Below are 24,216 nucleotides of genomic sequence, written 5' to 3'. Positions count from 1 at the left end.
CCGCCCGCCACCGAAGGATCTCGCTCATGCATTTCACCCTCGATCAGGAAGACGAGCGCTTCCGTCAGGAAGTCCGTGCCTTCCTCAAGGCCAAGCTGCCCCAGGATATGGCTGAACGCAACCGCCGGGGTTATCACCCCTTGCGTGAAGACACCCGCCAGTGGACCAAGATCCTTCACGCCCATGGCTATGCCGGCGCCAATTGGCCGACATCCTGGGGCGGTACCGGTTGGTCGCCCGTGCGTCAGTTCATTTTCGAAGAGGAAAGTATCCTGGCCGGTGCGCCGGCGGTCGATACCGCTGGATTCAAGATGATCGGCCCGGTGATCATGACCTTCGCCAACGAGACCATGAAGGCACAGTACGGCCCACGCATCCTCAGCGGGGATGTCTTTTGGGGCCAGGGATTTTCTGAACCCAATGCTGGATCGGACTTGGGCTCTTTGATGACGCGTGCCGAACGCGACGGCGATGAATATGTCATCAACGGGCAGAAAATCTGGACCTCGTTCGTTGAAACCGCGGACATGATTTTCATCCTCGCCAAGACCGACCCACAGGCACGTCAGCGTGGTATCTCGATGATTCTTGTCGACCGCCAGGCACCGGGCGTGACCATTCGCCCGATTTATGACATTGGTGAAAGTCACAGCCTCAATGAAGTCTTCTTCGATGACGTGCGGGTACCGGTCAGCAATCTGGTCGGTGAGGAAGGCATGGGTTGGACCTACGCCAAGTTCCTGCTGGAGAACGAACGCGCGTTCAGCGCCGAATGGCCACGCAATAATGCCCATCTGGCCCGTCTACGGACTTTGCTGAACGCACCACAAATCGATGGTCGGCGATTGATCGACCGGCCTGGCTTTGCCAGTCGCCTTGCACAACTCAATACTGACTTGCTGGCATTGCGCTGGTTGAGCCTGCGCGCCCTGCACGAAAAAGCAGGTGGCCATGTCCGTTTGCCGGTGGGCTCGCTGCTGAAAATCCGCGGTTCGGAACTCCTGCAAAAAATCGGCGAGCTGCAAGTCGAAGCCCTAGGCAGCCACGCCTGCTATGTCTATCCCGATCCATTGGGCGACGGCCAGCGCCAGCGAACCTGGCCACCGGGCCCAAACACGGCGCCCGGCATCATGGCGGATTATTTCTACCGTCGCGCCACCACTATTTACGGTGGGGCAAATGAAGTTCAACGCACGATTATCGCCCGTTCGTTCCTGGAGCTCTGAGCATGGATTTTCAACTGAATGAAGAGCAAAACATGCTCAAAGACAGCGTTCGCCGGTTCATGGAGGACAATTGCTCCTTCGAACAGCGCGGTGCAACCGTCGATAATGGCGCCTTCGATGGCGGTCATTGGCTTCAGATGGCCGAACTCGGGCTCCTGGCCCTGGGCCTACCGGAAGATCTGGGTGGAATGAACTGTACGGCAATCGAAAGTGCCTTGGTGATGGAGGAGTTCGGCCGCGTGCTGTGCGTGGAACCCTACTGGGCAGTGGCCATCCACGCGGCGCAAACCCTACTGGCCAGCAATGACACAAAAGCTCGCGCGGTACTGCAGGCCATGGGTGAAGGTATGGCACTGCCTGTGCTGGCCCACGAAGAAGCACCGGCACGCGGAGAGTTAGCCTATGTCAAGACCCGCGCCTTCGAGACCGGGCAAGGTCGCTGGCGGTTGAACGGGGAAAAAATAGCGGTGATCGGTGGCAATATCGCCGAGCTGTTCATCGTTTCGGTACGTACCTCTGGTGCGGCAGGGGATCGCGACGGCATCACACTGTTTTTGCTCGACGCAAATACGCCTGGCATCGCCAAACATAATGTTCGCCTGATCGATAACCGTTGGGCCAGCCACCTGGTGCTCACTAACGTTGAGGTCACCCAGGCCCAGGTTCTGGGCAAGGTCGGCGACGGCTACGCAGCGTTGAGCCACGCCAACGCGCACGCCATGGTAGGGCTGTTCGCCGAAGCGGTGGGTGTGATGGAACAGTCGCTGTGGATCACCCGTGACTATCTGAAAATTCGCAAACAGTTCGGCCAGACGCTCTCGAACTTCCAGAGTCTGCAGCACCGCATGAGCGAAATGCTCATCGAACTGGAACTCTCGCGCAGCATGCTGCACCTGGCATTGGCCAGCCTCGATCTCGATGCAGCACAGCGCGACCGGGCACTGTCGGCAGTCAAGGCGCACATCGGTAAAAGCGGTCAATTCGTTTGCGGCCAGGCCATTCAGTTGCATGGCGGCATTGGGGTGACCGAGGAGTACGTCATCGGTCACTACTTCAAACGCATGACACTGATCAACGCAGCGCTCGGCACCAGCATGCATCACTACGAGTTGCTGGCAGAAGCAGAGCGCGCGGCCTGAGGGGTTTCGCCCTGCCCTGTTCGCCATAAAAATCCGGACTCTGCATAAGGCTCCGGATTTTTCAACGCTGCTTCATACGCCCCAAGGGGCACCCATGACAACAAACACACCGCTATAACAAAAACCAAGAGGACCGTGTGATGTTGAACCTATCCATGAACCCGACCGGTTGGTTCCAGATCGGCTGGAGCGATGAACTGGCTCCAGGCTCAGTCAAGCCGATGAAATACCTTGGGCATGACCTGGTGGCATTCCGTAGCGAAGCAGGCGAGCTTGCCGTACTCGATGCCCACTGCCACCACATGGGTGCGCATTTGGGTTATGGCGGCAAAGTCAAAGGCGACTGCATCGCCTGCCCTTACCATGGCTGGCAGTGGAACACCAAAGGTGAGAACGCCTTGATTCCCTATCAGGACCATCCCATTCGCAAAAAGCTGCGCAAGTGGGACGTGGTCGAACAGCACGGCATCATGTTCCTGTGGCACGATCCGGCCGGTGGTCCACCCCGCGACGGCTGGTTGCCCGACGTATTCGATCACCCCGAACACCCGGCAGATCCCGCCGATTATTACCCGTGCTATCCCCATGCCGTGGTCTTCGCGCCTGAAGAGCCCATCCATCCGCAACTGATTACCGAAAACGCTGCCGATACCATGCACTTCCGCTTTGCCCACAATGCCCCCGAAGACCCGGTCCTGCTGGCCTTCGATACCAGCACGGCGATCTGGAAGTCGACCATGGGCTTTCGCTCAAAAGTCACCAAGGAAGTCGCGATGCTGTTGCATGCGCGCAATGCCGGGGTCGGTCTGAACTTCTCGATATTCGATCATCCGGTACTGGCGCGCCGCCTGGTGCTGTCATGCACGCCCGTCGACGATGAAAAATCAGACCTGCGCGTGAGCTACTACTTCCGGCGCGATCCAAAGTCTCCTGAGCACATGCCTGAATCCGTTCGACAAATGGCACGGCATACCCGCGTTCTTTTCGAAGAGGACGCGGTGATCTGGAGACACCAGAAGTTTGTGCAAAGGCCGATCTATGCCAGACAGGACGTCGCGGGTTATACCGCGCTGCGGACCTGGTGCGAGCAGTTCTATGAGGCGACAGGCAGTAACCAGGGACCGCTGAAAGTCCTGGAAGACACTGGCGAACCGGTCAACTGCAGTCTGCTGTGACATCGCGCAAGGCGTTGCTCTGAGTCCTGGCGAAATCAGTTGTTTCGCCGGGTTCCTTGCGGGACTTCCCCGCAGAAAATATCGACGTTGCCATCGGACGGCGCGGTTCTCACGACGATCGAGTATTCGCCTGACAGTAGTTCTGACAGGGCGACAGGCACGCTTCTTGAGTAGGTCCAGCCGCGTACTGCGGCACGCTCGGTATTGACCTGATCATTCACCGAGAATGCGATTGGCCCCGGCTGCTGGCAGCTGCCTTTATAGATGAAGGTGTAGAGACGCAAGGGCAGAGAAACGCCACCTGGAATGCCACTGATGATAAAGCTCAATCCCGTTTGTGTGCCCCGGCTTGCCAGTGTCACGTTGGCAATCTGACCGGCGTTGCGTTGAGTGGCGAGCAAAGGAACGGTCATCACTTGCTCGGTTGACGTGGTGCAAGCACAGAGGGAGGCAGCGATCATGAAGACTGCCAATGGGTTTGTGACGTTCATCATTCACTCCGTCGACCCTATCAATGGTGCCGCTGGCCAATGGTCGCCTTTGAGCCTGGGCAGGACGCAAAAGCCTGGAATCCAGCACGGATTCCAGGCTTTCCTTTCAAGTCGCGTCAGAGGTCAAGGGTAGACTTCAAACAGCCCTGCCGCGCCCATACCGCCCCCCACGCACATACTCACCACGACGAAGCGTACGCCGCGTCGACGCCCTTCCAGCAAGGCACTGCCCACCAGGCGCGAACCGGTCATGCCGAATGGATGACCCAGGCCGATGCCACCACCATTGACGTTGAATATTTCCGGATCGATGCCCAAGTGGTCGCGGCAATACAAGGCCTGGCAGGCAAATGCCTCATTCAACTCCCAGAGGCCGACATCGCCGATGGTCAAACCATGTTTACCCAGCAGCTTCGGAATGGCTGTTACCGGGCCAATACCCATTTCTTCCGGTGCACAGCCAGTGACGATCAATCCGCGATAGGCACCCAGCGGATTCAACCCGCGTTGTTCAGCAACACGCGCTTCCATCAGCAAGCAGGCCGAGGCACCGTCGGACAGCTGACTGGCGTTGCCAGCGGTAATACTGCCACCCTCCATGACTGGCTTGAGCGCCGCCAGACCTTCGGCGGTCGTGCTCGCACGCAGGCACTCGTCTTCGCTGAACAGGAAACGCTTGTAACTGATCTCCCCGCTCTGTTTGTCGACCAGCTTTTGCGAGACCTGTATGGGTGCGATTTCTTCGGCAAAGACGCCCCTGGCCTGGGCCGCGACGGCGCGCTGCATGGCCTGCAGGGAAAATTCATCTTGGGCCTGACGGGAAATACCGTACTGCCGAGCGACATATTCGGCGGTCTCGATCATCGGCATGTAGGCAGAGGGTACCCGCTCCACCAGATCCAGATCCTTGTCGCGTATCGCCCACTCAAGGTAGCTGGGCGTCAATGCGCTGACATTTTCTGAGCCGCCGCCAATGACGATGTCCATGCCATCGACCAGGATCTGCTTGGCGGCCATGCCGATAGCCATCAATCCCGAGGCACACTGCCGATCGACGGTAGCGCCGGCGACACCGACGCCAAAGCCGGCCCGCAACGCCGCTGCGCGAGCCAGGTTGCGCCCTGCGGTCCCGGCCCCCATGGCTGCGCCAATGATCACATCCTCGACCTCAGTGGGATCAACCGCTGCACGCAAGGTGCTATGCAACAAGGCATGCGCTGTCAGGCTCGGCGACTTGATGTCGTTCAGAGCACCTCGATGGGCCTTGCCGATCGGTGTGCGTGCAGTGGAAACAATGACCGCTTCTCTCATGATGTAATCCGGTTGTTCACGGTGGCTCGGGCCTCAGGTGCGAGGGGCACTGGGCAGTTTCAGGACAGCCTTGGCCAGAATGTCGCGCTGGACCTCATTGGCGCCGGCATAGATCGATACGGGTCGCGCCATCATCAACGGCCAGTGCAAATCGGTGAGCAGCGAGCCGATCTGTACGTCGCCAACGATGCCGCCAAAATCACCGGCGATTTCCGCGCAAAATTCAGTGATGCGTTGCAACAGCTCCGAGATGTAAACCTTGAGCATCGAAACCTCCGGCCCCGGTTGTTCATCGGCTTCGGCGATGCGATCGCAGATTTGCGCATAAAACAGTCGGTAGTCATGCAGGTCTGCTTGCAAACAAGCCAGTCGATCGAGCACGCCACGGTCATTGGCCAGGCCCAGTTCCGTCACAAGCCGCCCAGCCAGTTCCAGCGCACTCCCAGCCATTGCCGCGCTGCCCAACCAGATCCGTTCATGGCCCAACAACGCTTTGGCCAGGCTCCAGCCCTGATGCAGTTCACCCAGCAGGTTGCTGGCCGGAACGCGAACGTTGTCGAAGAACACTTCGCAGAACTCGTCTTCGCCTGCAATGTTGGCGATCGGCCGGACGCTGACGCCCGGAGCACTCAGGTCGATCAACAGAAAACTGATGCCCTGCTGTTTCTTCTCAAACTTGCCAGTGCGCACCAACGCATAGATATGGCTGCATTCAGCGGCGTGAGTGGTCCAGATTTTCTGTCCATTGACGACGAACTCATCGCCGTCGAGATCTGCGCGGGTACGCAGGCTGGCCAGGTCGGAACCGGCGCCTGGCTCGGAGTAGCCCTGGCACCACATATCGTCGCAGGCCAGGATCCTTGGCAGGATGCGTGCACGTTGCTCCTCGGTGCCACCTTTGATGATGGTCGGACCGAGTTGGGTTTCACCGTTGTCGATAATCCGCCCGACACCCGCGCGTTCCATCTCCTGCTGGTAAATCAGCTGCTTACGAAAGGAAATGCCCATGCCACCGTATTCACGAGGCCAGGCAGGCGCACGCCAGCCGTGATCGTTGAGCAAGCGCAGCCAGCCGGTCAGGTCGTCGCCGCGCAGGCGCAGGAATGGCCGGCGATCGTTCTGCCGCAAATGTTCGGGGTAAAACTCCGTCAGCCAGACCCGCAGGCGCGCCCGAAACTCCTCGTCGCTCCACTCCCGAGGATCACTGGAGCTCGACGCTTCGAAGGGCGCCAGCGTCGCTTCAATCGGGTTTTCGTCAGTGAGCTTCGCAAATTGACGGCGGTGATCCCAGACCGCCCCTAACCAGGCCGATCCGAACATCGCTGCCCGCAAGTACAGACCGATGTCCACTTCCTCGGCAAAGCCCATTGCGCCATGCAGTTGCACAGCTTGCTTGCCGGTCAGGATGGCGGCTTGAGCACATCGCGCCTTGGCGGCACTGATAGCGGCCTGACTGGCCTGCGTCAGAGGTGCCTGCTCATGGCAGGTCAGCGCATGCTGCAAACTGGCCTTCGCCAGCGTCTGTTCGATGCTCAGGTCAACGCAGCGATGTTGAATGCTCTGGAAGGTGCCCAGCGGGCGTTCGAACTGCACCCGTTGGCTGACGAAATCCAGCGTCTGTTGCAGGCAACCCGCCGCCTGCCCCGCCAATTCCGCCGACAAGGCAATACGCCCACCTGCCAGGCTGAGTTGCAGGGCATTGAGCGCCGGCTGGCCCCTGAGCAGTGCCTGTTCAAAGAGCACAGGCGCCTGATCGAAGTCGACATGGTACTGAGCCCCGATGCCTGCCGCGAAGGCTTCAACACGAACGCCTGGGGCATTCGCAGCAACGGCGACGATCACCGGTTGGCCGTGTTCGAGGGCAGACACCAGCAAGACTGACTGCTGTTCAGCCCCCAGCACAAAGACCTTGCGCCCGCTGAGCCGGCCTTGATCGACCCGGCACTCGATCAGGTCCGGATCCATCTGCCCGGCCTGTTCTTGCCAGGCCAGGGCCAGCAGGCGTTCGCCACTGACCTGCCAGGCGGCCAATTGCTCGGTGGCGGGGCCATTTTCAGCCTGCGTGAGCAACAGTGACGGCATTACGCAACATCCCACAAAGGGCTCGGCGAACAAGCGCTCCCCCATCACCTCGCACAGGACTGTCGCCTCACGCAAGCCCAGGCCACTGCCACCCAGTGCCTCCGGAAGCAGCAAACCGGTCCAGCCTAACGCTGCGATGTCGTGCCATAGCGATGATTCCACCGGTCGCGCCCGGCCTATCCAGCCCCGCAAGCGCGATGGGCTGTGCGATCCTGTCAAAAAGTCATCGGCCGATTGGCGCAGCATGGCTGACAGCGATTGATCCGCAATTACTCCCATCAGAGACTCCTGAACGTTTAAATCAATTAACTAACGTTATGTCAGTTTTCATTCTATACTCAGCCGGTGTCAACCACTATTTCAACCTGCCCGTCGTGGCCAATCTGTCAGAGAGGAATTCATGCCTAGAGGATTTGAAGCTGGAAAACGCCCTGCGCTGCTCATCAGCGAATGCCAACGAGGTGTCGTCGACCCGGAACTGTCTGACTTTCCAGGGCTTGCAGAGCAGGTACAGCAACGCGGCGTGCTACCGCGCATCGCTCGCCTGGCGGAGGCGTTCAGGGCCGCCGGACTGCCGGTATTGCACCTTCATGTAGCGCATCGTCCGGGTTATATCGACCTGCCACGCACCAGCGTGATCATTGCCCGCTCGACCAAGCAAAACCGAATGATTGTTGGTTCGGAGGATGTGAAGTCAGTTCCGGAAGTGGCACCTCACGACACGGACATCGTGCATGCACGCAGCTTCAGCCTGGTGGGTTTTCACGGCACCGACCTGGATTCGATCCTGCGTAACATGGGGGTGACGACCATCGTGCCGGTCGGTGTTTCGACCAACGTGGCTATTTCGGGCCTGTCATTGTGCGGATCAGACCTGGGTTATCAGGTCGTGGTACCCGAGGACTGCATCGCCGGTGCCACACCGCAAAGCCACGACTTTATCGTCAGCAACCTGCTGCCGCTCTACAGCACGTTGAGCGACAGCGAGTCGGTCATTGCGGCGCTCAGTGAGCGTATTGCTCACGCAGCACGTGCTTGAGAATTTTGTTCAAGGTTTGATTGCGCGGCAGTTGCTCGACGATTTCCAGTTGCTCGGGAATCTTCTGCCGCATCACCTGGGCCTGCATGAAGAAATCGACCATCTCCTGGAACTGCAATGTCGCAACACCCGACTTCAGTTCGACGACGGCGCAGACCCGCTCGCCCCGCAGTTCATCCGGCAGGCCGATGACCGCTACCGCTGCTACTTTGGGGTGAGTGAACAGGAGGTCTTCGATTTCCTTGGCCGAAATGTTCTCACCCTTGCGGATAATCACATCCTTGAGCCGGCCGGTCAGAACGATACGACCGTCGGCCCGACGCATGCCCAGGTCGCCGGTGCGAAAAAAACCGTCGTCATCGAATGACACCACGTTCAATGCAGGGTCGGTATAGCCTTTGAACACCGCCTTACCGCGCACCCGGACTTCGCCCGATTCACCCTCCCCTGCCAGGCTGCCGTCAGAGCGGATAATCCGTAATTCGATGTCCTGCATGGGTATGCCGTCGGCATTGGCCAACTGCTCGTCCGTATCGGTCTCAAAGCCTGCGCAAATCAACGGGACTTCGGTCATACCGTAGTTATGTATCAGACCGCACCCTATCTCATTGCGGACCTGGTAATAGAGTTCCGGCGGTTTGGGAGCGCCCCCACCGCAGAGCACGCGCATCCCGGGCAATAAAGGCGTTTGAGCATTGCGCCTTTGTTCAGCAAGCAATAGCTGGTAATGGGCTGTGCTGCCGCCCGCGAGTGTCACGGCATAGCGGCGATAGATTTCAGCAGCTTCCTCGGCCTGGAAGCGGTCGAGCAACACAGCGCTCATGCCCGAGGCCAGTAGCATGGTGGTGTACATCGCTCCGCCAATGTGGGCGTACGGAAAAGCGACGCTGCCGACATCGGCGGCACTGACGCTCATTGAGCGGGCCAGGTTCCGGCCACCGATCATCAAGCTTTCGTCCGTGTGACAAGCGCCCTTGGGTTGTGAGGTAGTGCCAGAGGTGTAATAGACCCAACGCACGGCCTGACCGTCGCTGGGGGGTGGCGGCAGACTTGACGCCCGCCCACGTGGCAGGTGATTGCCCATGACAATCACCTGCGGCGGCCGCTCGAGCTGCTGGCACAGGCGGTCGGCCATCGCCGGAAAATCACGCTCCCCGTCATCGGGAACCAGCAAGAACTCCGAACGATTTCCCTCGAGAACGCCGTGAACCTCGCGCTCACCGTACAACGAGATAATCGGGTTTTGCAGAGCGCCCAGGCGCGCCAGGGCCAAGGCGGTCATAACGGCCGGCAAGCCTGTGGGCAACATCCAGGTGACCCGACTGCCGGCACTGATACCGAGCTCGTAAAAGCCCGCGGCCAAGCGCTCGGCAATATCCAGTGCCTGGGCAAAGGTCATGTGCAAGTGTTTGCGACCATCGATCAACATGGGGGCTTGCGGCGTCAGCTCCGCACGCCGTTCCAGCAATTGCCACAGGGTCGGGGCGTGCAACAGGGTCATGGGCTTTCAACTCCAGCTAATTACCAGGCACTGCGATGGCTGCCGCCATCGACAGGGATAAGGCAACCATTCATGTAACCCGCCCGAGCGGAGCACAAGTACACCGCCAACGAGGCGATCTCTTGAGGATCGCCCGCACGGCCAACGGGAATACTCTTGGTCAAGCGCTGCAGCAGCGCGTCGGCGGCCATACCGCGTTCCCTGGCCATGCGCCCCACTTCTTCGAGCATGGTGGTCGTTGCGATCCAACCCGTGGCGAGCGTATTGACGGTGATGCCATCGACGGCGAACTCATCGGCCAGGGATTTGTTCAAGGTGACGACCGCCGCGCGTGCGGTGGTCGCAGCCATCAGGTTCAAACCCGGTGCCGGCTCCTTGGCCGCGGCGGTACCGATGGTCAACAGACGCCCCCAGCGCTGCTCGCGCATATGCGGCAGGGTTGCTCGCGCCAGGTGCACGACACTCATCACCAGGTTTTGAAAGGCATTGAGAAACGCATCGGCATCCCCATCAAGAAAATCGCTTGGCTCTCCCCCGTGCACATTGGTGATGACAATGTCTGGCGAGCCAAAGGTCTGCCGTGCTGCTGCCACTGCTCGTTGCACATCGCCAGGCTGGGTCAGGTCAGCAATCACGCCACTGGCAATACCACCAGCATCACGCAACGCTGCCACCGTTTGCTCGATGGCATCACTGTTGCGGGCGGCAACCATGACCTTGCACCCTTCAGCGGCAAGCAGTTCAGAGCAGGCGCGTCCGATGCCTTTACTGCCTCCGGAAACAAACGCGACTTTTCCTTCCAGACCAAGATTCATCAGTAGACTCCGGTACATCCGCAGATTGTCAAAAGGTGCGCGTAAGCACGGAGCAGATAAATCTGCTCCGTGCTTAGCTGGGTTTCAGGCTGTGGTGCGGAGTTTGATGGCGAGTTTGTCGGCGCCGTCCGACGATTCCAGAACCGCCATCGGGTCATCGATCTCTGCGTTTTCTTCTACCTTTTCCCGGTCGGCATCGTCCGCCGGTGTACGCAACAGGAAGTAGGACAACGCCGGGATCAGGACCAATGCACCGACCATGTTCCAGAGGAACATGAAGCTGAGCAGAATCCCCATGTCGGCCTGGAACTTGATCGGAGACCAGATCCATGGAATCACCCCGGCCGCCATTGTCAGGCCGACCAGGCCCACGATCCGCCCGACGAAATCCAGCGATCCCTCATACGAGCGCGCGAGTGTCATGCCGTGCCGTTGCAAGCCCAGTTGCACGCTGAGCAGGTACAACGCGTAGTCGACACCGACGCCCACCCCAACCGCGATGACCGGCAAGGTCGCCACCTTGATGCCGATGTTCAGCATCACCATCAGCGCCTCACAGAGGATAGAAGTGATGATCAATGGGATCAGTGCCACAACGACCGCTCGCCAGTTGCGGAATGTGATGAAACACAGCAATGCCACAGCACCGTAAAGCACCAGGTGCAAGGTCCAGAAACTGCGCTTGACCACAATGTTGGTTGTCGCCTCGATGCCTGCGCTACCCGCTGCCAGCAGAAACGTGCGCGACTCGGTGCTGTACTGAGCGCTGTAGGCTTCCACTTCCTTGACCACACGCTCCAGCGTCGCCGCCTTGTGGTCTGACAGATAAGCAATCACCGGAGTGATCACGCAGAAGCGATCGACCAGCTCCGGGCGGTCGGTGGCAAACATGTTGAACGCCTGTGTGCGGTTGCTGGCGTTACGTGGGATGGTCTGCCATTTGGGGTTGCCTTCGAACAGCCCGGAGGTCGTCAGGCGAATACCATCGGCCGGCGAAAACGTGGTCTGCACACCAGGCAACTCGCGCAAGCGGGCACTCAGCCGATCAGCTTCAGTGAGCGAGGCGAACTCGGTGCAACCGTTTGCCGGGGTTTTCAGCATGACCACGAACTGGTCGGTGGACAGGCCATAGTTCTGCGTCACGAAAGCCACATCGCGGTTATAGCGCGACTCGGGACGCAACTCAGGCGCACCCGGGTTGAGATCACCAAACTGCACATGGTGGCCGATCATCAACCCTCCCCCCGCCAACACGACCGCCCCTGCAACAGCGAACATGGCGGGACGGCGCTGCGTCAAACGGATCAGACCCACACGCAGTCGTTGCATCGGGCTATGGCCTGACTCCACCTGTTCAGACGTCTGAATGCTGCGTTTGGCTGCCTGATCGCTGACGCCGAAATACGATAGCAGCACAGGGATCAGAAACAGCTTGGTGAAAATCAGGATCGCCACGCCCAGACTGGTGGTCAGGGCCATGTCACGGATCACAGGAATGTCGATGATGATCAATACGGCAAAGCCGACGATATTGACCAGCAACGCTGTCAAGCCAGCCATGAACAGTCGACGGAATGTATAGCGGGCAGCCACGTACTTGTGAGTCCCGCGCCCCACATCCTGCATGATGCCGTTCATCTTCTGCGCACCATGGGACAGGCCGATGGCAAAAATCAGGAACGGTACCAGGATCGAATAAGGGTCCAGCACATAGCCCAGCACGCTGAGCAAACCCAATAGCCAAACCACGCCAAGCAAGGCGCAAAACACCAGTAACAGCGTGCTGCGCAGGCATCGGGTATAGAAGAGCACCAGAGCGGTAGCAATCAATACCGAGAAACCGAAGTACGCCATGACCGAATACAAGCCGTCGATCAAGTCGCCGACGATCTTGGCGAAACCGATGATGTGCACCTTGATCGTATCGGTTTCCAGGGAGCGCACCTGCGCTTCCAGTTGCCGGGATAACTGCGCGTAATCGAGTGGCTTGCCGGTTTCGGGATTGATGTCGAGCAAGGGCACAAAAATCATCGACGACTTGAGGTTGTTGGCCACATAGCTGCCGACAATACCCGCGCGGTTAATGTTTTCACGCAAGCGGTCCATCGATTGCGGGCTGCCGTCCCAGCGGTCGGGAATGACCGGGCCGCCGCGATAGCCCTCCTCGGTGACTTCAGTCCAGCGCAGGCTGCTGGTCCACAAGCTGCGCATCCAGCCCTGGTCAACACCCGACATCAGGTAGACGGCGTCGTTGACCTTCTGCAAGGCGAGCAGGTAATCCTTGTCGAAGATGTCGCCCTGAGTGTTCTCGACCACGATACGGGTCGCATTGCCCATGCCGCGCAGTGCATCCCTGTGTTCCAGATAATTCTGGATATAGGGGTGGGACTGCGGAATCATTTTTTCGAAACTGGTGTTGACCGGAAGCTTGAGCGCACTCCAGCCAAAGAACAGCGTCAGCACTGCGCAAAACAGGATCACGCTGATGCGATGATTGAATACCAGCCGTTCGAGCCAATTGCCGCTGTTCTTGTCGAAGTCGGCAGGGTCCGCGATGACGGGCATTTGCAGCGCTTTCAAATCAACCATATTTGCCTCTGAAAAGACTGGAGCCGTCGGCACCTATTGCACAGTGACTTCCCGCACCCCGGAAAAACCAACGCTGACGGCTTTGCCATTCTTGAGCCCGGTCAGACTGGTAAACCGTCCGGGACGCGACACCGTCAAGGGTTTGAAGCTGCTCACCGCGATATCACTGATAACGACTTTGCCATCGACCCCGGCCAGCAGAAAACGGCCGTCAGGCAGACTCTGCACATCGCTGAGCGCCACATTGATTCCAGTGGGCAAGGGTTGCCACGTGGTGCCGCCATCCATGGATTTGAATGCCGTGCCCCGCAGGCCTGCGGCAACGAGCGTTGTCGGTGTCACCTTGATGCTGAAAAAACTGCCTGTGTAGCCGGTTTCCAGACGCTCGAAACGTTCCGCCCGAGGATCCAGCCTAAAGACAACACCACGCTCAGAGGCGATATAAATCTGCTCACCGCTTCCAGAAATCGCCATGTAATGCAGGAACTCGGGATTGTCGGAGTGCTCCATCCAGGACTCCCACGTTTTGCCTCCATCGTGGGTGGCGAGCAGAGTGCCAAAGGTCCCTACGGCTAAGCCGTTGTTCTCGTCGGAGAACCAGACGCCCATCAGCGCCTGTTCCGGACCGTCCTGATAATTGAGTTTGACCCCTTCCTGAAAACTGGCGGCTGACTCGTCACCGGCAGCGGCCAATTTGTCAAAGTGCTCGGTCAACATCTTGCTCGCAGCCACGCCATCGAATTGCTTGACCCAATTAACCCCGCCATCGCTGCTATGCAGGATCACACCATCATGGCCGACCGCCCAGCCTTGCTTTGCCGTTGGGAAATGAACGCCCAACAGATCGCTTGAGACGGGTGAAGAGGCCTGGGTCCAGCTGGCACCGGCATCGTCGGAAACAATGATCAGGCCGCGCGCTCCCACCGCGATCAATCGCTCGCCCGCGGTGGTCACACTATTGAGATGGGCACCGATCAGATTGCCGACAGTCGACGCAGGGCGATCCAGTGGATCGGTGAAGTCGGTTTTGGCATTCACCGGGTTCGACAACCCTGTGACCAGGGCTGCCGCCAGCACGAACATATAACGCACAGTTGCCATTTCATCCTCACAGCACTACTGAGCCAGGTGGGTTCGAAGAGCCGAGCACCAGGTGCTCGACTCTTCCCGGGTTTCAGCGTACGCCGGAGCCGGACAATGCCCCCGATGAGAAGTAGTTGGCTGGGTAAGGATCTACCTTGTAGAAACCGGTCATTTTCGGTGCACCCATCAGCGAGCCGTTGGAGTACACGTTCTTGGTCATGTCATAGAGCACGTACTGACCATTGCGATAACCGGGTTTCTCGTACTGTTGAACCGCAGGCTGGTACATCAAGTGGTGAACTTTGCCGGCCTGATCCTCAGCGACGTAAGTCAGGATGCTCCAGCTGTCTTCGTCCAGATAGAAACGCTTGACCTTCTGTACATGGCGCTCGCCAGGTTTGAGCGTTGCTTCCACTTCCCACACACGGTGCAGCTCCCAGCGCAGGTAGTCGGGGTTCAAGTGCTTGGGCGTGTTGATCGCTACAGGATCGGCCGCCCAGGTTCTGTAGGCGTTGTACGGTACGTACATCTCGCGCCGGCCCACCAGCTTGAAGTCGAACTTGTCCATCTTGCCGTCGAAGCCGTTGATCTCATCGAACAACAGCACGCCACCGCTGGAAGTACTGACCGTGTCGTACTTGAACTCAGGCGCCAAGCGTACACGACGCTGCCCAGGCACATAGCTCCATGCCATGTTGTCCCGTTCGGAAGTGTTCAGGAAGGCATGACGCATCTGTTTGACGCCCGCAGATGCGGCCGGTGACATGGTACTGGCGATCAATGCCCAGAACGGCTGATTGTCCGGGACCGTGTCGATGGTGTTATCCCAGAAAAGGTTACGGTTCTCGATCTTCTGAACGTTGGTCAGCGTTACGCCACCATTGTTATCGATCAGGTAAGCCGCCTGAGTACCTTCGGAATAGGGCAGCTCAAACTTGACGCTGGCGTTCCACATGGCCTCGTAACCGTTCTTGGGAATCGGGAACGGATACTGGGCATGGGCGTTGATCAGGCCAGGTGCGGAACCGGCCAGTTGCGGATTCTTCACCCGCGAAATGGTGTTGTCGTAGACCCATTTCGGATAACAGGCCGTTCGATGAGTCGGGTAAATATCCAGGCGGTAGCTGTCTGGATAGCGCTTGAACAGCTCTTGTGTACCCACGTCGAGCTTGTCTTTGTATTGCGCCATGTTGGCTGCCGTGATGCTCAACACCGGCTTTTCATTGGCGAACGGGTCGACATACGGCGAGCCGCCCTTGTCACCCATGATCGGCTTGTAGCCGGCGGGCGCCGTGCACAAGCCACCTTCCCAGGAGGGAATGGTGCCATTGGCGTTACCGGCCTTGATTGCGCCCAGCGGCGTAAGGCTGGTGCCCAGTTGTTTGATCTCTTCATCGGTCGGTGCAGCCAAAACCTGGCCTGCAAATAGAAGGCTTGCTGCCCCCCATACCATCATATTCTTGTAGTTCATTGATCAACCCTCACATCAGGCAGGTAAAGGGACGCAAATCAAAAAGTTGTTTTGTACGTGAACGACAGCCAGCCATGGTCGTTCTGCACCGCCGCGCCATTCGTGTAGTCACTGGTGACGTAGCCGCGAGCCGGATTGTTTTTGTAATCGGCATGCGAGTCTATCCATTTGAGGGTGAAGTTGTGCAAGTTCATCCACTTGCCACTGATACCCACGGAGTAGTTGTAGGCACCTTCGCTAGTACCACCCAGCGTCGGGCTATTGCCGTCAATGCCGTAGGCCCAGGTCACCGGCATCGACACATCCCAGCCCGGGAACAATTGCGGCCACTCAGGAGTGAAGCCAACTTGCGTACCGACCGAGTGGTCATCTGCGCAGTTCTTGCTGTAAGCCGTCACGCAGCCATGGCCACGCCCGTTATAACGCGCCGCATTTTCAGTAATCTTGTCCAGCTTGTTGTAAGTCAACTCAGCTTGAAGAGTGCCTCCTTCCCAAAGGGCGGTGCGAGGTAGCAGATAGATGCCGTTAATCAATGCATGGTAGCTGTCGCCGCGTGCACCTTCGGCCTGGGAGTAGCTGGCGTCCCCAGTGGAAATCACGGTGTAACCCGCCACCGAGTTCAATGCTGTGTTCTTACGGTAGGACACTTCACCCGCAACACTGACCGTACCGAGGTTTTTGGTCAGGCTCAGGCCGTACAGCTCGGTGTCACGAGCGTAGTTATAGCGAATAGCGTTGGGCACACCGGCGAAGCGGCCTGGCGCCACTTGTACGATACCGACCTGGGTAAAACTCCAAGGCAGTTTCTCACCGAACTTGCGGTAGTAGACCCCGGCGGTACCTTCCAGCCAGTAGGGGCTCCAGCGCAGGTTCACGCCGAAGTCACCGTGGCTGTCGGGCTCGATGTCATCACCGTTGGGAATTCTGAAGATTGCAGCAGGCGAACCGAGGTCGGACCGTGCTCCGTCAGCATTCGAAAAGTAGGTACCACCTGGCACCAGGCGAAACGGCTTCCAATCCAGCAGGTATTGCGCACCCAACGAAAGTTCGTCAGTCAGCTGGATATCAGTGGAAATTTGCTTGAGAGGCAGGAACAACTCTTTGGCTTCCGCACCAGGGCTGGTAGCAGCCTTGATGGTGTCAACCGGACCTTGGGAGTAAGCGATAGAGTTACCGAGGGTAAACAGCGATTCGCCCCAGTAGACGTTGTGCTGACCGGCCTTCAGGTTGACGCCTACGCTACCGAGTTGAAACCCGGTGAATGCAAAGGCATCAAGGAATTCACCGGATGGCCCGGCGATGTAGCGATTGGCATAACCGTTGTAGTGATTGTTGTTGTAGTTGCCACTACCTACCAGGTTCGGATTGGGCTCTGCACTGTCCTGATAAGCATCGTCATACCAGCCAGCAGCACTGACGCGGAAACCATGCTTCTGCTTCCACGCGACATCCAGTTCGGTGAGCAGGTCAACACGATTGGTGACCATGTCGCCTTTATCGAACTTGTGCTCCGTATCGTCGTAGAACGGCGATTTATCAAAATCGTCATTGCGCCCTTCCATCCGCCAGCCGGCGTTGTAGCGAACGGTATTGTCCCAACGGACGCTAACGTCAGGGTTGCCGGTTTCGACTTCAAACGCCAACGCTTCGTTGCCAGCAGCTGCCCCCAGCAGCAACGCAATTGAACAAGACACATAGACCGGTTTAATGGAACTGACACTTCGACCGCTAACGCTGCGTTTTGTGGTTGTTTTCACTGCCTGCCTCTCCGATTCGAATCGGTTTCTTATTTTCGGCTATGACCCCCTGCAACTGGGGGTCTAGACACTGGGCACGAAGACCAAACTGACTGCAGCAAGGGCGAGCGCAAATAGAGCATTTGGCCTTGACGCTGTCAATGACGATCCTTCAGAACCGCTGAGTCACAAGCTAACAGATCGTCAGCTATTGGCAAGACGTTTTCTGCTGATTTTTTTTGTTACCTATTTTTTTACTTATTTATCAATCTGTTAATGAAACAAAAGACCTTCACCCAAGAGCCAGTTCATTACTGAATGACAGTTAAACATCAGTGCAATACCGCCCGTCATATGAGCGAATCGCGACGATATAGTCCAAATGGACGACTGATTTTTCCCGGATTCACGCGCCCTCCTCCCCCATCAGTCAGATGCAACACAATAACCACTGGCATTCGAAAAATAACTGATATATCGTCAGCTTTACTGCATAACAATAAACCAGCGGCTTTTTCATGCGACCACGCCAACCCCCCTCCGGGCAGGTGTGCGGCAAGCAAAAAAGCCAGGAGCCAGCTGATGTCCACCGCACCCTATCCGCATCTTTTCGAACCCATACGCTTGCGTAATCTAGACATTCCCAACCGCACGGTGATGGCGCCGATGTCGACTAATCTGGCCGGGCATGATGGCCAGGTAACGCCACAGCAGATCGCCTTCTATCGCGAGCGCGCTGAAGGCGGCACGGGCATGATCGTGGTGGAGTTCTGCTGTGTGGATGCTGCCAGTGGCCGCTCCGAGCACCGTCAGCTGACGCTGGAAACACCGGCGTTTGTTGCCGGGCATCAACGTCTGGTGGAAGCCATCACCGGCGCCGGTTCAGTGGCGTGCCTGCAATTGCAACATGGCGGCCAGGGTGCCAAACGCGAACTGGTGACCGATGGCATGCCTTGGGCACCCAGCGATATCGCCTCGCGATCCGATCCTTCACGCCTGGTCGCTCGCGGCATGACCGAAGCGCAAATCGAACACCTGATCGAATGCTTCGGGCGCAGTGCGGAGCTGGGCGTACTGGCCGGCTATCAAGCCTTTGAACTGCACGGCGCCCATGGCTACCTGCTGACATCCTTTCTGTCGCCCTACAGCAACCATCGTGAAGATGCCTGGGGTGGCGATGAAGAACGGCGCCTGAACTTCTCCCGGCGCGTGATCGCACGGGTGCGCCAGAGTATCGGTGACCGCCCGTTGATCTATCGGCTCTCGGCAGACGAGTTCACCCCCAAGGGTCTCGATATCGACGACATGGTGCGTATCGCACCGAAACTGGTGGCTGCTGGCGTCGATGCACTGCATGTGTCCATGGGATTGGGCTGGACGAGTTTTGACAAAGTCATCGAACCCATGTCGACCCCCGAAGGCTGGCGCCTGCCCTATTCGCGGCGCATCCGCGAAGCGGTCAATGTACCGGTCATCAGTGTCGGGCAGATTCGCTGGCCGCAAACGGCGGAAAATGCCATTCGTGACGGTGACGCCGACATGATCGCCCTGGGCCGCCCGCTGCTGGCCGATCCCGAGTGGGCCAACAAAGCACGGCGTGATGCTGCTTTGGATATACGTCCCTGCACCTCGTGCAATTATTGCGTCGCCATCAGCTCCGGCGCCCACGGCACCATAGGCTGCGCCGAGAACCCCCGCAGCGGTCATGAACTCGACCGCTTGCCTGACGCCGGCAACCTTCGCGGCCAGCGCGCAGTCGTCGTCGGCGGTGGCCCTGGCGGCATGGCCGCCGCATTGATGCTGCAACAAGCAGGTTTCGCCACCGAGCTCCATGAGAGCCGCGAGGAACTCGGCGGCGGCCTGATCGCCTCGGCCGCACCGCCGTTCAAGGACAAGCTGACCTGGTACTTGAATTACCTGATTCGCCAGCTCGATAAAAGCGCCGTGAAGGTTCACCTGAACAGTCATGTCGATGCCAGCACCCTGTCCGGACCGGGCGCACCCGCCATCGTGTTGCTGGCAATCGGCGGCAGAGCCCTGCGCCTGCCAATCAAGGGGATCGACTCAAGCCATGTACGCGACGCTTATGAGTTGCTGATGGGCCACACGCAAAACTTCCCCGCTGTCGACGATACCTTGCCATTGCTGGTCTATGGCGGCGGCGAGACGGGCTGTGAAACTGCCGAGCTTTTAAGTGAAAAAGGCTATGCCGTGGTACTGGTCAGCCGTTCGCCGGCCAAACAACTCGCGCGTTCGGCCGAGGTGATCTATCGCGGCGTGCTCAATACGCGTCTGGCCAGCAACCCACGTATCCGCATCATCGATAACAGCAGCATTGTCGCCATTGCCGAAGACGGCCGCGTGCAATTGCAACACAACGACGGTGAACACAGCGAATTGCAGACCCTCGGCGTACTGATCGCCCAGGGACGCAGGCCCGATGACACCTTGCTCAATCACTTGCTCGAGGCGGGTCTCGCCGTAGCGACCATCGGCGATGCGCGCAAGGGCGGACGAATCGGCGATGCCGTGCACGATGCCTATCAGACCGTACTCGGTCTGTGCGCCAGCGATGCGCCGATGCGTCCGCTGGCGTGCTGATGCTCAGTCGAACTGAATCTTGCCCAAGGAAACCATCATGCAACTGACGCTCTCCCCCGAGGATCTGGCCTTTCGCGAGTCGGTCCGGGCCTTTCTCAAGGACAAACTGACCGATGACGTGATTCGTCGCAGCCGCACCGGTATGCATCCACCGAACGAAGATGACCGGCGCTGGTGGAACCGGGTGCTCAACGAGCAAGGTTGGGCCGCACCGCATTGGCCGGTCGAATACGGTGGAACCGGCTGGAGCCATCTGCAGACGCACATCTTCGAGTACGAATGCAAACTGGCCGGCGCCCCGGAGCTGCGCTGGCAAGGCCTGCGCCTGCTCGCCCCGGTGCTCTATACCTACGGCAGCGAGCAACAAAAGGCGCGCTACCTGCCACCGATCCTCAATGGTGATGAAATGTGGGCGCAGGGCTTCTCCGAGCCCGGTGCCGGCTCCGACCTTGCCGCACTCAAGACCAAGGGCGTGCTCGAGGGCGATCACTACGTGGTTAACGGCCAGAAACTCTGGACCACTGAAGGTCAGTACTGCGAGCAAGGCTTCTTTCTTGTACGTACGGAAAACAGTGACCGCCCGCAAAAGGGCATTTCGATGATGATCATCGACATGAAGTCACCTGGCGTCACGGTGCGGCAGATCCCGATGATCAACGGTGAAGGTTCAACCTGCGAAGTGTTCCTCGACAACGTCCGGGTCCCGAGGGAAAACATTATCGGTGAAGTCAATCAGGCTTGGTCCCAGGCCAAGTTCCTGCTCTCCAACGAACGCACCTCCAGCGCCGACATCTATAAGGCCCGCGCAGACCTTGAGCGCATCCGCCTGATTGCCGGCGCAGAGCACAAGAATGGCGTGCCGCTGCTTCAGGACCCCGAATTCGTGCGGCGTTTTACCGGAGTGCGCCTGGAGGTTGAAGCGCTGGAATGGTCAGTGCTGCGCGTGCTGCATGAAGCCCCCAGCCACCACCCCATTGCCGCCTGCGCGTCGGTACTGAAAGTGCGCGGTTCGTCCCTGCAACAGAAACTCACCGAGCTGATGAGCGACGCGTTGGGTCAGCGCAGCCTGCGGGTCTACAGCCGCGACGAGGCGTTTGCCGACCCGACGGGCGATCCGCTGTGGCCAGGCCATGTTCCCGGCGTCACCGCAGACCTCATGTACTTGCGCGCCTGCACCATTTTTGGCGGCGCCATGGAAGTACAAAAGAACATCATTGCCAAACTGGCTTTCGGGTTTTGACCATGAATTTCGAACTCACTGATGAACACAAACTGCTGGCCGAAAGTGCCGAGCGCTACATGCGCGAACGTTATGTATTCGAAGAGCGTCGCCACACCGTTTCCTGCGGTGCCCATTTCTCGCGCAAACACTGGCAGCACTTCGCCGAAATGGGCTGGCTGGCGCTGGACATCGCCGAAGCGGACGGTGGCGTGGGTGCCAGCAGTTTCGAGCTGACGCAGTTGATGGAACCCCTCGGACATGGCTTGCTGCTCGAACCTGTGGTCGACACCGCTGTGCTCTGCGCACGCATCCTGGGCACAAGTGACAATACCGGCGAGCGCCAGCGCCTGCTTGAATCGATTGCCACCGGCGAAACCGTGATGGCCCTCGCCCATCAGGAACAAGACGCTCGCAATGAATACCAGGTGCAACTGCACAGTAGCGCCCGACGTGTCGCCGATGGCTGGGCCTTGAATGGCCAAAAGCACCGCGTATTCCATGGCGGCGTAGCGGACAGCTTTCTGGTGAGCGCCATCCTTGAAGACAGCAACGAAACGGCGCTGTTCGTGGTCGACCGTGCGGCTGTGGGGATGACGGCCAACACCTACGAACTGATCGACGGCAGCCGCGCCGCAGATCTGCATTTGCAAGACATACAGGTCACCGATGCGAACCTGTTGTTGCGCGGCGCGGCCGTGCAGCAAGCCATTGAAGCCGGGCTCGACCGCGCCATTCTGGCGCTGTGTGCTGCCAGCGTTGGCTCCATGGAAGCGGTCATGGCCATGACCGCTGACTACCTCAAGACACGCGTGCAATACGGCAAGCCTCTGGCGCAATTCCAGGCCCTGCAACATCGCATGGCGGAGATGTTCGTGGAAACTGACCAGGCCCGGGCCATGTTGTTCAGCGCGATCAATGCGTTTGACTCAGGGGATGTCGAGACCCGGCGCCAGGCAGTGTCCGGCGCCAAGGTATTCATTGCCCGCGCCCACTATTTCGTTGCAAGCCAGGGCATTCAGTTACATGGCGGCATCGGCACCACCGATGAGTACGCGGTCGGCCATCACTACAAGGCAGCCGTACTTTTTGAAAAGCGTTTTGGCGACAGCGACTTCCACCTGACTCGCGCCGCCGGCAACCTGCAAGAACCCGTCGGAGGGGCTTTGTATGCGTGATTATCTGCCACTGTCTTTCGCCGATGACCTGGAGCAACGCGCTCGCTTCTATCGCAATGACCCGGCTTATATTCTGGGCGAGAAACGCATCAGCCACGGCGAGCTGCTGTCCAGCGCAAAACTGATCGGCTCGGCCATGCATAATGCCGGGTTGCAGCATCAGGATCGGGTCGGGATCCTTTCGATGAACTCAATTGAGTTCGGCGAAATCATGGCTGCCACCCAGTGGGCCGGCTATATCCTCGCACCGGTCAATTTCCGCTTGGCCCCGGCTGAGATCGCCAGCATTGTCCGTGACGGCTCGCCTCGCCTGTTCTTTTTCGAAGCACAGTACCTGCCGATCATGGAGCAGTTGCGCCATGAAATGCCGTCGGTGGAGACCTTTGTCTGCATCGATGGCGAGAGCGACTGGGCCATCGGTTATGAAGACTTCATCGCCACTGGCGATCCGCTCGGCCCACCGATCCGCGCCACCGAAGAAGACATCTGCTGCCTGATCTACACCAGCGGTACCACCGGAAAACCCAAAGGCGTGATCTGGGGCCACCGCGAGTATCGGCAGTTGGTCCAGGTCGATACCTGGTTGATCGACATGCAGCAACCGGACGTCACGCTGATCGTTATGCCCATGTTCCATTTGGGTGGCATGGTCATCAGTCTGTCCCAGCACGTGCGTGGCGGCGCAGCCTTTCTTCAGCGTCAGTTCGAGCCTCTGGATGTGCTCAAAGCCATCGAAAAGGAGCGCTTAAGCATCCTGCTGCTGGCACCGACCATGGTGCAGATGGTGCTCGAGCATCCGTACGTGAGCCAGGCCGACCTCTCCAGCGTACGCACCATCATTTACTCCGCAGCCCCCATGCCGGTGCCGGTACTGAAAAAAGCCATCGATGTGTTCAATGGCTGCAACTTCGTCAACCTGTTCGGCCAGAGTGAAATCTGCATGTTCTCGCTGTCGTCGGCCCAACATCGACCCGATGGCACTGAGCAGGAGCGCAAGCGCCTGGGCTCGGTGGGCAAGCCCTACCCCAACCTGCTGGCCAAGGTGGTCGATGAGGACGGTAACGAGTGCCTGCCCAACCAGCCGGGGGAAATCCTCGCCAAGAGTAGTGCGATGTTCCGCGGTTACTGGAACAACAATGCGGCCACTCTGCAAACCCTGCGTGATGGCTGGTGCCATACCGGTGACATGGGGCGCTTCGATGAGGATGGTTTCCTGTATCTGGTCGATCGCAAGAAAGACATGATCATTACCGGTGGCGAAAACGTTTATTCACGGGAAGTCGAAGAAGCCCTGCTGCAACACGCTGCAGTATCCGAATGTGCCGTAATTGGCATCCCCGATGCCAAATGGGGTGAAAGCGTCTGTGCGGTCATCACCTTCAAACAGGGAGAAAGCACCAGCGAGGACGTCCTTATCGAGCACACGCGGACATTGATCGCCAGTTACAAGAAACCGAAAAAAATTATTGTGGTCGATGCGCTGCCCAAGCTGGTCACCGGCAAGATCAACAAGATCGAGCTGCGCAAGCTCTACGCACAACCGAACTGAACCCAGGCGAG

The 24,216-nt window shown here is 58.6% G+C and carries 17 protein-coding genes; 8 read left to right on the top strand and 9 right to left on the bottom strand.

Annotated elements, in window-relative coordinates; translation table 11 throughout:
- The first annotated feature begins 26 nt into the window (after positions 1-26).
- The 3 genes from LAB08_RS12635 (at position 27) to LAB08_RS12625 (ending at position 3,540) form a co-directional block, all read left to right on the top strand.
- Complete coding sequence (locus LAB08_RS12635; RefSeq protein ID WP_096511889.1) at positions 27-1,226, top strand: acyl-CoA dehydrogenase family protein; 1,200 nt, start codon at positions 27-29, stop codon at positions 1,224-1,226.
- Between the two features lie 2 nt (positions 1,227-1,228).
- Positions 1,229-2,365: an acyl-CoA dehydrogenase family protein gene (locus LAB08_RS12630; protein ID WP_096511890.1), complete on the top strand. Its 1,137-nt coding sequence runs from the start codon at positions 1,229-1,231 to the stop codon at positions 2,363-2,365.
- Between the two features lie 140 nt (positions 2,366-2,505).
- Positions 2,506-3,540 carry a Rieske 2Fe-2S domain-containing protein gene (locus tag LAB08_RS12625; protein WP_096511891.1) on the top strand — a complete coding sequence of 345 codons (1,035 nt, stop codon included), beginning with the start codon at positions 2,506-2,508 and terminating at the stop codon, positions 3,538-3,540.
- Between the two features lie 35 nt (positions 3,541-3,575).
- Here the strand turns inward: LAB08_RS12625 and LAB08_RS12620 are convergent, their stop codons facing one another.
- The 3 genes from LAB08_RS12620 to LAB08_RS30615 form a co-directional block, all read right to left on the bottom strand.
- Entirely contained in the window at positions 3,576-4,031 is a 456-nt protein-coding gene (locus LAB08_RS12620) for a hypothetical protein (RefSeq protein WP_096511892.1), read from the bottom strand.
- Between the two features lie 123 nt (positions 4,032-4,154).
- A complete protein-coding gene (locus LAB08_RS12615; RefSeq protein ID WP_096511893.1) occupies positions 4,155-5,342 on the bottom strand; it encodes an acetyl-CoA C-acyltransferase in 1,188 nt (395 codons plus the stop codon).
- A gap of 33 nt (positions 5,343-5,375) precedes the next feature.
- Positions 5,376-7,703 carry an acyl-CoA dehydrogenase family protein gene (locus LAB08_RS30615; protein ID WP_096511894.1) on the bottom strand — a complete coding sequence of 776 codons (2,328 nt, stop codon included), beginning with the start codon at positions 7,701-7,703 and terminating at the stop codon, positions 5,376-5,378.
- Positions 7,704-7,824: 121 nt separating this feature from the next.
- Between LAB08_RS30615 and LAB08_RS12605 the strand changes: the two genes are divergently transcribed.
- On the top strand, positions 7,825-8,463 hold the full coding sequence (locus LAB08_RS12605; protein WP_096511895.1) for a cysteine hydrolase family protein: 639 nt from the start codon (positions 7,825-7,827) through the stop codon (positions 8,461-8,463).
- Here LAB08_RS12605 and LAB08_RS12600 read toward each other — a convergent pair.
- The 6 genes from LAB08_RS12600 to LAB08_RS12575 form a co-directional block, all read right to left on the bottom strand.
- Positions 8,429-9,964 (bottom strand): class I adenylate-forming enzyme family protein, encoded by a 1,536-nt coding sequence (locus LAB08_RS12600; RefSeq protein ID WP_096511896.1) that lies wholly within the window; start codon positions 9,962-9,964, stop codon positions 8,429-8,431. The two genes, LAB08_RS12605 and LAB08_RS12600, sit on opposite strands and share 35 nt — an antisense overlap.
- 20 nt (positions 9,965-9,984) lie before the next feature.
- Positions 9,985-10,779: an SDR family oxidoreductase gene (locus tag LAB08_RS12595; RefSeq protein WP_096511897.1), complete on the bottom strand. Its 795-nt coding sequence runs from the start codon at positions 10,777-10,779 to the stop codon at positions 9,985-9,987.
- A gap of 84 nt (positions 10,780-10,863) precedes the next feature.
- Positions 10,864-13,368, bottom strand: a complete 2,505-nt coding sequence (locus tag LAB08_RS12590; protein WP_096511898.1) for an efflux RND transporter permease subunit — start codon at positions 13,366-13,368, stop codon at positions 10,864-10,866.
- Positions 13,369-13,401: 33 nt separating this feature from the next.
- On the bottom strand, positions 13,402-14,451 hold the full coding sequence (locus tag LAB08_RS12585) for a WD40/YVTN/BNR-like repeat-containing protein (protein WP_172901609.1): 1,050 nt from the start codon (positions 14,449-14,451) through the stop codon (positions 13,402-13,404).
- Positions 14,452-14,542: 91 nt separating this feature from the next.
- Positions 14,543-15,922, bottom strand: a complete 1,380-nt coding sequence (locus LAB08_RS12580; protein WP_096511900.1) for a DUF1329 domain-containing protein — start codon at positions 15,920-15,922, stop codon at positions 14,543-14,545.
- Between the two features lie 38 nt (positions 15,923-15,960).
- Positions 15,961-17,679 carry a DUF1302 domain-containing protein gene (locus tag LAB08_RS12575; protein ID WP_254007527.1) on the bottom strand — a complete coding sequence of 573 codons (1,719 nt, stop codon included), beginning with the start codon at positions 17,677-17,679 and terminating at the stop codon, positions 15,961-15,963.
- Between the two features lie 561 nt (positions 17,680-18,240).
- Between LAB08_RS12575 and LAB08_RS12570 the strand changes: the two genes are divergently transcribed.
- Genes LAB08_RS12570 through LAB08_RS12555 form a run of 4 tightly spaced genes read left to right on the top strand, consistent with a single transcriptional unit; the run spans position 18,241 to position 24,205 of the window.
- Positions 18,241-20,259 (top strand): oxidoreductase, encoded by a 2,019-nt coding sequence (locus tag LAB08_RS12570; RefSeq protein WP_096511901.1) that lies wholly within the window; start codon positions 18,241-18,243, stop codon positions 20,257-20,259.
- 37 nt (positions 20,260-20,296) lie between these two features.
- Entirely contained in the window at positions 20,297-21,499 is a 1,203-nt protein-coding gene (locus LAB08_RS12565; RefSeq protein WP_096511902.1) for an acyl-CoA dehydrogenase family protein, read from the top strand.
- Positions 21,500-21,501: 2 nt separating this feature from the next.
- Positions 21,502-22,656 carry an acyl-CoA dehydrogenase family protein gene (locus LAB08_RS12560; RefSeq protein WP_096511903.1) on the top strand — a complete coding sequence of 385 codons (1,155 nt, stop codon included), beginning with the start codon at positions 21,502-21,504 and terminating at the stop codon, positions 22,654-22,656.
- Complete coding sequence (locus LAB08_RS12555) at positions 22,649-24,205, top strand: class I adenylate-forming enzyme family protein (protein ID WP_096511904.1); 1,557 nt, start codon at positions 22,649-22,651, stop codon at positions 24,203-24,205. Before LAB08_RS12560 ends, LAB08_RS12555 begins: the two co-directional genes overlap by 8 nt.
- The last annotated feature ends 11 nt before the right edge of the window (positions 24,206-24,216 follow it).

It is taken from the genome of Pseudomonas izuensis (assembly GCF_002356535.2).
GTDB classification, from domain to species: domain Bacteria; phylum Pseudomonadota; class Gammaproteobacteria; order Pseudomonadales; family Pseudomonadaceae; genus Aquipseudomonas; species Aquipseudomonas izuensis.
This window is presented reverse-complemented; position numbering and strand designations above follow the sequence as displayed.

What these genes read in the sequence shown, in the direction of transcription:
- LAB08_RS12635 (WP_096511889.1), top strand. Translation starts at nt 27, where the DNA reads ATGCATTTCACCCTCGATCAGGAAGACGAGCGCTTCCGTCAGGAAGTC.
- LAB08_RS12630 (WP_096511890.1), top strand. Translation starts at nt 1,229, where the DNA reads ATGGATTTTCAACTGAATGAAGAGCAAAACATGCTCAAAGACAGCGTT.
- LAB08_RS12625 (WP_096511891.1), top strand. Translation starts at nt 2,506, where the DNA reads ATGTTGAACCTATCCATGAACCCGACCGGTTGGTTCCAGATCGGCTGG.
- LAB08_RS12620 (WP_096511892.1), bottom strand. Translation starts at nt 4,031, where the DNA reads ATGAACGTCACAAACCCATTGGCAGTCTTCATGATCGCTGCCTCCCTC.
- LAB08_RS12615 (WP_096511893.1), bottom strand. Translation starts at nt 5,342, where the DNA reads ATGAGAGAAGCGGTCATTGTTTCCACTGCACGCACACCGATCGGCAAG.
- LAB08_RS30615 (WP_096511894.1), bottom strand. Translation starts at nt 7,703, where the DNA reads ATGGGAGTAATTGCGGATCAATCGCTGTCAGCCATGCTGCGCCAATCG.
- LAB08_RS12605 (WP_096511895.1), top strand. Translation starts at nt 7,825, where the DNA reads ATGCCTAGAGGATTTGAAGCTGGAAAACGCCCTGCGCTGCTCATCAGC.
- LAB08_RS12600 (WP_096511896.1), bottom strand. Translation starts at nt 9,964, where the DNA reads ATGACCCTGTTGCACGCCCCGACCCTGTGGCAATTGCTGGAACGGCGT.
- LAB08_RS12595 (WP_096511897.1), bottom strand. Translation starts at nt 10,779, where the DNA reads ATGAATCTTGGTCTGGAAGGAAAAGTCGCGTTTGTTTCCGGAGGCAGT.
- LAB08_RS12590 (WP_096511898.1), bottom strand. Translation starts at nt 13,368, where the DNA reads ATGGTTGATTTGAAAGCGCTGCAAATGCCCGTCATCGCGGACCCTGCC.
- LAB08_RS12585 (WP_172901609.1), bottom strand. Translation starts at nt 14,451, where the DNA reads ATGTTCGTGCTGGCGGCAGCCCTGGTCACAGGGTTGTCGAACCCGGTG.
- LAB08_RS12580 (WP_096511900.1), bottom strand. Translation starts at nt 15,922, where the DNA reads ATGAACTACAAGAATATGATGGTATGGGGGGCAGCAAGCCTTCTATTT.
- LAB08_RS12570 (WP_096511901.1), top strand. Translation starts at nt 18,241, where the DNA reads ATGTCCACCGCACCCTATCCGCATCTTTTCGAACCCATACGCTTGCGT.
- LAB08_RS12565 (WP_096511902.1), top strand. Translation starts at nt 20,297, where the DNA reads ATGCAACTGACGCTCTCCCCCGAGGATCTGGCCTTTCGCGAGTCGGTC.
- LAB08_RS12560 (WP_096511903.1), top strand. Translation starts at nt 21,502, where the DNA reads ATGAATTTCGAACTCACTGATGAACACAAACTGCTGGCCGAAAGTGCC.
- LAB08_RS12555 (WP_096511904.1), top strand. Translation starts at nt 22,649, where the DNA reads ATGCGTGATTATCTGCCACTGTCTTTCGCCGATGACCTGGAGCAACGC.